Source organism: Armatimonas sp. (genome assembly GCF_043760365.1).
Taxonomy (GTDB): Bacteria; Armatimonadota; Armatimonadia; order Armatimonadales; family Armatimonadaceae; genus Armatimonas.
The window spans coordinates 1-7,438 of record NZ_JAYUPA010001019.1 but is presented as its reverse complement, the minus strand read 5'-3'; the positions used below and the strand labels follow the sequence as shown (position 1 = coordinate 7,438).

The 7,438-nt window shown below is 58.7% G+C and carries 6 protein-coding genes; 4 read left to right on the top strand and 2 right to left on the bottom strand.

The features are described 5' to 3' along the window. The coding region (locus tag ACH2EH_RS25890) for a helicase-related protein (protein ID WP_395146313.1) at positions 1 to 2,449 on the bottom strand (2,449 nt) is incomplete at its 3' end. A 17-nt stretch (positions 2,450 to 2,466) separates the two neighbouring features. Beyond that, complete coding sequence (locus ACH2EH_RS25885) at positions 2,467 to 3,627, bottom strand: alpha/beta hydrolase (RefSeq protein WP_395146312.1); 1,161 nt, start codon at positions 3,625 to 3,627, stop codon at positions 2,467 to 2,469. A 131-nt stretch (positions 3,628 to 3,758) separates the two neighbouring features. Between ACH2EH_RS25885 and ACH2EH_RS25880 the strand changes: the two genes are divergently transcribed. From ACH2EH_RS25880 to ACH2EH_RS25865, 4 genes are all read left to right on the top strand, one after another. Next, the gene (locus ACH2EH_RS25880) at positions 3,759 to 4,058 is read left to right on the top strand and encodes a hypothetical protein (RefSeq protein ID WP_395146311.1); all 300 of its coding nucleotides are present in this window, start codon (positions 3,759 to 3,761) and stop codon (positions 4,056 to 4,058) included. A 64-nt stretch (positions 4,059 to 4,122) separates the two neighbouring features. After that, positions 4,123 to 5,712 (top strand): gamma-glutamyltransferase family protein, encoded by a 1,590-nt coding sequence (locus ACH2EH_RS25875; protein ID WP_395146310.1) that lies wholly within the window; start codon positions 4,123 to 4,125, stop codon positions 5,710 to 5,712. A 94-nt stretch (positions 5,713 to 5,806) separates the two neighbouring features. After that, positions 5,807 to 6,568 (top strand): DUF1559 domain-containing protein, encoded by a 762-nt coding sequence (locus ACH2EH_RS25870; protein ID WP_309696794.1) that lies wholly within the window; start codon positions 5,807 to 5,809, stop codon positions 6,566 to 6,568. A gap of 33 nt (positions 6,569 to 6,601) precedes the next feature. After that, positions 6,602 to 7,411, top strand: coding sequence for a Cof-type HAD-IIB family hydrolase (locus ACH2EH_RS25865; RefSeq protein ID WP_395146309.1), 810 nt, complete (start codon positions 6,602 to 6,604; stop codon positions 7,409 to 7,411). Positions 7,412 to 7,438 lie beyond the last annotated feature (27 nt).

Sequence of the window (7,438 nt, the reverse complement as noted above, 5' to 3'; positions counted from 1 at the left end):
GGCCCGCCCGCTGAATCAGCCGGATAATCGCCCAGGGCAGGTCGTAGTTCACGATAATGCGGGCATCTTGCAGGTTCTGCCCCTCGGAGAGTACATCGGTCGCGATCAGCACCCGTAATTCTTGCTCGGGCTTGATTTCCTTGCGCTTGTTGTTCGAGACCGGCGAGAAGCGCTGGGCAAGTTTTGTCGCATCCGTGCCTCCCGTCGCGCAGCCAATGGAATCAATGCCCATCGTCGTAAGTTGCTCCGCAAGGTAGCGTGCGGTGTCGGCGAACTGAGTAAAGAGTAGGACTTTCTCCTGAGGATAGGTCACCGCAACCAATCGCCTCAGCTCCAGCAGCTTCTCATCGCGGCCCGCCTCCCAGCTCGTGCAGTGCTGCAAGATCGTCAGCAGCGCCTGTGCATCGGCCCGCAGGTGCGTCGCGAGGCTCTCACTAAAGAAGCGCGGCGCGATCCACTTAAAGCGGCGCTTGTACTGCCCCTCGTAGAGTAAATAGACCTCGGCGGCACGCTTCTCAAACGCCGCTTCGTCGCGAAGCCCCACCGAGTGGGTCTCCTCTGGCGCGCTCTCTTCCCCCGTCTCAAAGAGATCGCCCGTCTCATCGTCCTCGTCCTGCGTGCGCGTGTCTAGCAAGTCCGCATTCTGGGTGCCAATGGGCAAAGGCTTGTTGTTTTGTAAAGCATGGAGAAACAGATAGTTGCGCAGGATATGCCGCTCGACCGAGAGTAGAAACGCCTTCCCGCTCGACTCCAGGCGTTTGAATAAGTTCGTCCGACAGAACCCCATCAGCCGCTTCCCAGCGCGGCCCAGGTTCTCCAGCAGCTTCTTCTCGGTGTCCGTCGGAGCGGGCGTGGCGGTGGCATGAACGTAGTTACCCAGGCCATAGCGCGGCAGGGTCAGGGCATTGATAGTGTCTACGACAGTGGGAGCATAGAGCGAGGCGAACTGAGCATCTAGCTTAAACTTTGCTGTCTTAGGCACTCTTGCGGGAAAGTACGAGCGGGTTCCATCCGCAAAAGTCAAGAACTTACGGTCTGTCTTCGGCTCGGACTGCGCGTAGTTCTCGATAATAAACGAGCGTGTTCGGCGCACCATATAGAGCCGCATCAGCTCACGCCAGTCATCGGGCTCCTCGCTTCGCTCAAAAGCCGCCAGCGTCCGGGGCGAGCCTCCGAAGGCCCAAATATTGCCCAAATTTTTAAGCAATTTCTCCGGCTGAATCCCCAAGTCCTTATCGTCGGAGACAAAAAGCCGAAGCTGATTGGAGAGATCTATATACGTTTTGTTATACGGCGTGGCTGTTAGCAAAATGCAGCGCGACTCATTCTCGGAGAGATAGCTATGAATGGCTTTATAAACTTTGCCCTCACGATTGCGCAGGTTATGAGACTCATCAATCAGCACCAGACGGTAGCGCCGCAGATGAGGAAGCTCTTTAATCGCCCGTGTGATCGAGAGCACCTTGCCCCGAAGTCCATAGCGCTCCCGATAGTCTTCCCACATCGACACTAAGTTCTTAGGGCAAAGAATCAGTGTCTCCAGCCCGAAGTCATCCTCGAACATCCGGGTGAGCGCCGTCGCCATCATCGTTTTTCCGAGTCCGACCACATCGCCAATCAGCACGCCCCCGCGCTTGTGCAAGTGGCGGGCCGCAATCTTCACTGCCGCCGCCTGGTAGTCAAAGAGCAGCCCCTCAAAGACTTTAGGGAGCCGAAACTCCGTCAGCCCCGCCCGCGCCTCCTGCGAGAGATGGTAGGCCATTTTCAGATAGATCTGATAGGGGGGAATCAGCGCCTCACGTGCCCAAGACGCCTCGATGATCTCGATCAGCTCCTTGGAAATATCCAGGCACCAGCGCTCCTGCCAGCGTTCCTCAAACCACTTCGAGAGCTTCGTGGCCGCATCTTTATCCAATACATCAATATTTAGCTCGCCCTGTCCCTTTAAGCCTGAAAAAGTGAGGTTGCTGCTTCCCAGATAGCCAATCAGAGGATTTATCGGATCGTGCCTGTGTAGCAAATAAAGCTTGGCATGAAGCTGGTGCCTCAGAAAGAGCTTGACCACTACCTGGCCTGATTTAAGTTGCGTGGCAAGCTGCCTCAGGGCACGCTCATCATCATCGGTCGGTGCACCAATCGTGAGCTGCTCTCGTAGCTCACTAGCAAGCCTCAGCTTGAGCCGAGTGGCGAGGCCATTGTCCATCCCTCCACTCTCGACAGCAAGACTCAGCGCCGCCCGAAGCTCCTCGCGGGGCGCGTCTTGCATCCCGATAAGAACCCGGCACTGATTTCCTGCGCCGCCCGGCCATGCCTCTATAGACTTTGCAAGATGCCTCCAGCCCCGCAAGTTAAAATAGCCCACGCAAAAATCCGCGCGGTAGCTAACCCCCAGTGTCGCCTGGAGGGTCGGTAGAAGTTGCTGTTGGATATTGTCATAAATCTCCGGCATAAGATTATTTTACTTTTTTACTTCCGCCAGAGCCAGCGGAGCGACTCAGGGAGAAGTGCCTGGCCGTGCTTGCCGGAGTGGAAGCCCTCGCCGAAGACAAACTTGAAATCGTAGCCGGAGTAGGCGAGCGCTTTTGCCATACCTTGATTGGCGAGTGGCCAGTTGCCAAAGGGATTGTCCAGGTCATTGGTACCATCTTGGAGAAAGACCCGAATCGTCTTGGCGTTGCCCTTGCTCTGGCGCACGAGCACGGGGTAGTTGTGGCCCCCGCTAATTTTATTTATCCCACCCTGCAAGTTCACGAAGCTCCCGACCCAGCTCAGGACCTTGGAAAACTGATCGGGGCGCTCCCAGGCCACGGTGAATGCGCAGATACCCCCGCTGGAGCTGCCCGCAATCGCCCGGTCGGCGGGGTTGGTGGAGAGGTTGTAGGTCTTGGCCACCTCGGGGAGAATCTCGGTGAGCAGCATCTCGGAGTATTTTGGTGAGAGCGTATCGTATTCAAAGCTGCGGTTGGAGCGGCCTCCCTCAAACGTCCCTGGGTTGATGAAGATCCCAATCGTGACCGGCATCTCGCCCTTGGCAATGAGGTTGTCAAAGACGGGTGGGATGTAGTTCTTCGGCCCTGCGCCATCTTGGAAAATCATCACGGCGGCGGGCTTGGCGGGGTCGTACTGGGCCGGTACATAGATCCACCACAGGCGGCTCGTGCCCGCGAAGACCTGGCTCTTAAAGCTGCCCTTATCCGCAACCGTGCCCCTGGGGACACCATCGTGGTACTTGGCATCGGCGGGCGTGGTGTAGACCTCAAGCTGCCCGCCACCGCGCTTCTCGCTGCCGACCTCCATGTGCCACAAAAAGCCCGTGCCCTCAGGAAGCGTTGCTACGGCGGCCCAGACATTGCTCGTGCCGATGCGCTTGAGTGGCAGGGTGAAGGCGCTCGTCTCACTCACCACTTTTGGGTCTTTCTCCGACTCACTGGCCAGCTCGATGGCAAACGCCACCGTGCAATCGTCGGTCTTGACGCCGCCCTTGAGCAAGTTCGCCGCGCCAAACCAGCGGCGCACTGCATCGGGTGTCGCTGCGCCGTCGCGGAGCTGCGCGTGCGTGAGGGGGGGCTGTGCCGTGGTCGGGATGAAAGACGCGACCAGAGGGAGGGTGAAAAGCAAAGTGTTCATGCATAGCGGTTCGACAGAAATAATCTTGTTTCCTTTGCGCCAATAAACAAAACGGGAACTCTTTGCCTTGCCTAAGGCTCCAAGCTCTTGCCCTTCGTTTTCTGCGAGGGCAAGAAAAGGCGGTACTCCTCATGGAAAACCCAACGATTCAAGCGACCCTTCGGGGCAAGCAATCACACGGCGAGCTGACACGCATGCGAAAATCAGGTCAGACAGCGGTTTCCCTCTCGGGGAAAGGGACATCTCCCATTTCTCTCTACGTGGCCACCGTCGAGATTGAGAAGGCAATTCGGGCAAGAGGGGGCGATGGCAAGCACGTCCAGCTCGGGTTTGAAGGCGAGAGCCATCTCACGTGCTTTGCCCAGGTAAAGCGCCACCCCATCTCGGGGGATCTTCTGACGGTCGCGCTACAAAAGGTCATCACGGACTAGGCGCGGGCAACCGACGCAGAGGAGAGAGCTTCCTCCAAGGCGAAAGATAGCTTTGGAGGAAGCGATGATGGCGACACGGGGTTTAGTGGTGGCAGCGAACGGGGCGGCGGCGACGAGCCAGCCTCTGGCGACAGCGGCGGCGCTTGCTGTGCTGGGGCGTGGGGGGACGTTTGCCGATGCCGCCATTGCAGCCTCAGCCGTTCTGTGCGTGGTCGAGCCCTGGAACTCGCACTTAGGCGGCGATGCTTTCTTAATTGTCCACGACGCAAAGCTGCGCGAGACACTTGCCTACAACGCCTCAGGTGCGGCTCCAAAATCTGCGACTCGGGCGAGCTACTCGGAGGGAATCCCCGTTCATGGGCCGCGCGCCGTGACCGTGCCCGGTTTAGTGGACGCCTGGTTTGCACTGCACCAGCGCCACGGTATGCTCCCCCTTCAAGACTTACTCGCTCCCGCGCTCCGCTACGCCAAAGAGGGCTATCCTGCCGGGCCACGCGCAGTGAAGAAGTTCGCAGAGTTCGCGCATGTCGCCGGTTTAGAGGCGCTGGGAACCAGGACGCCGGTTTTGGGGGAGATGATTTGCCAGCCGGAGCTTGCCTGGAGCCTGGCGGAAATCGCTAAAAATGGGCGCGACACGTTCTACTCCGGCACGATTGCGGAGCGGATTGTTGCAGCCTCCGAGGGGCACTTTAGTTTTGAGGATCTCGCCGCGCATAAAACGCGGGTTCTCGCGCCCCTCTCCGTGGACTACCGTGGCCTGACGGTTCACTGCCAGCCGCCGCCCTCGCAAGGGATGATCCTGGCGCAGGAGCTTGCCCTCGCGGAGGGTTTTAAGTTAGCTGAGTTAACGGAAGCAGAGCGAACTCATATTTTAGTCGAGTGTAAAAAACGCGCCTTCGCGGATCGGTTCGCGCATCTGGCCGACCCGGAGTGGCACGATATTCCTCTGGAAAAACTCCTGAGCGCGCCGTATCTCGCCAAGCAGCGGGCCCAGATTGGCGAGCAGGCAACCGTCATGCCTTCCCCCGTTATCGGGGGTCAGGGGGTAAATTTGGGGGACGAAGGCCAGGACACGACGTACTTTCTGATCGCCGACGCCCACGGAAACGCGGTGAGCTTTATCCAGAGCATTTTCCATAACTTTGGCAGTGCCTGGATTCCGGGTGGCACGGGCATTCTCTTTAACAACCGCCTCACGGGTTTCTCGCTCGATCCCGCCTCGCCTAATGTGCTGGAGCCTGGCAAGCGCCCGGCCCACACGCTCAACGCCTGGCTCGCCACCCACCCCGACGGCTCGCTCGCTCTGGTCGGCGGAACACCGGGGGCCAATATTCAGGTGCAGACCAACTTGCAGCTTCTCGTGAACACACTCGATCTGGGCCTCGATCCGCAAGAGGCTATCGAGCGCCCCCGCTGGCAGCACTCGTCGGATGGGGGCAATACCGGCCAGAGTGAGACGGGGCTAGGCGTGCTGGAGCTAGAAGATCGTGCGGAGACGACTCTCTTTACGGAACTCACGGCGCGTGGCCATTCTGTCAAGCCGATCGGCCCGTGGGCACATGGCTCCGCGGCGCAGCTCCTCAAAGTGCTCCCCGGCGGCGCGTACGCCGTCGGCTCCGACCCCCGTTGCGACGGCCACGCGGGCGGCATCTAAAAAAATTGCCTTGACAGAGCGCTCCTTTTCGCGGTAACTTATTGGCGACAAAAAAAGTCGGCGATATAATTTATCGCCAGGAAAGAACCACACAATGCGCACCCGTTCCGCCTTCACGCTCATTGAGCTTCTCGTCGTGATTGCTATTATTGCCATCTTAGCTGCGATTCTCTTCCCCGTCTTCGCTCAAGCACGTGCAAAGGCTCGCCAAGCCAGCTCAATCTCCAGCCTCAAGCAACTCGGACTCGCCGTTTCGATGTACGCTCAGGACTGGGAAGCCTATCCGCTTCATTCGTCGCCCTCCAGCCAGTCGCCACGCACCCGCTGGGCGGACTACCTTTTCCCTTACGTCAAGAACGAGCAGCTCTTTCGAGCACCCGGCGCTCCGGATTCTCTGCACCGTAAACCCTTTGCCCACAATCCCTTGGCGCTCTACGGAAGCTATGGCTACAACTACCAGTATCTGGGAAACAGCCGTCACCCCTTTGCTGCCACCGATGCTGAGATTGAGCGGCCCGCTGAGACCATTGCCCTCACGGACACGGAGGGCTGTAGTTTCGATAAGGGCGTACGCAATGTAGGCAACTACGTCATTGACCCACCTCTTCCCAGCCTGAGAGGAAGCCGCCCAACGACACCTGGCGAGGGCTTCTATGGGGCTCCAGGGACCGCAGAGTGTGGCGGGCTCTTAGGCTGCCGGGCAGTTCCTGCTGAACGGCACAGCGAGATGGTGACGGTTGCCTTCGCCGATGGACACAGCAAAGCCATGAAGCGGAGGCAAATGGACGATGTCAACCGTGATGGGGTGCCCGACAACGGGTTCTGGAGCGGAAAAGCAGATCACACACAACGCTAATAAACACTCCACCAGAGCGGGTACTATGCAAGCGTGTCTAATTTTCCCTTTCGTCTCGCCGTCTTTGATCTGGATGGCACGCTTCTTGGCCCTGATAAAGAGATCTCTCCCGCCAATGCCGCCGCCGTGGCTCGTCTGAAAGCACTAGGATGCCAGGTGATTCTCGCTTCTGGGCGACCACACTTCAATATTTTGCGCTTTCACGACCAGCTCGGGCTTACCGGCCCGATTGTGAGTGGCAATGGATCGCTGGTTAAAGTTGCGGAAACGAATGATATCTGGCGTGCGCTGCTCTTGGAGCATGCCGTGGCCAGCTTACTGCTCGATGCGGGCCGAACTCTGGGCATAACACAAGTATGGGACGGGCCACAGGGGGTTGTGGGCTGGGAACGGACACGGCACTTTGAGATTCTGGAGGTGCGGACTAAGGCAAGCTACGAGGTGGTAGGCGACCCACGCCTGCGCTTCCCCGGAGAGTCGCCCTTCAAGATTCTCTGGATCGCCGATGAGGACACGATTGCGGAGCTGGAGAAAAACTGGCGTACACGGCTGGGGACGTCCTGTTACATCACCATCACCGATCCAGAGTACCTGGAGTTCTCCCATCCTGCCGTGAACAAAGCAACCGCGCTGGAGATCGTGGCGCAACGTGAGAGGGTTCCACGCGAGCAAATCGTCTTCTTTGGCGACGGAGACAACGATGCTGAGCTACTGCGCTGGGCTGGCCTTGGAGTTGCCATGCCACACTCCCGTCCGCTGGCACTCGCTGCTGCCGATCAAATTGGGCCAGAAACTGCGCCCGAGAACGCTGTCGCCGTCGCCGTGGAGCAGCTTCTCACTTAGCGGAACTGATCGAGAAGGCGCAGGATC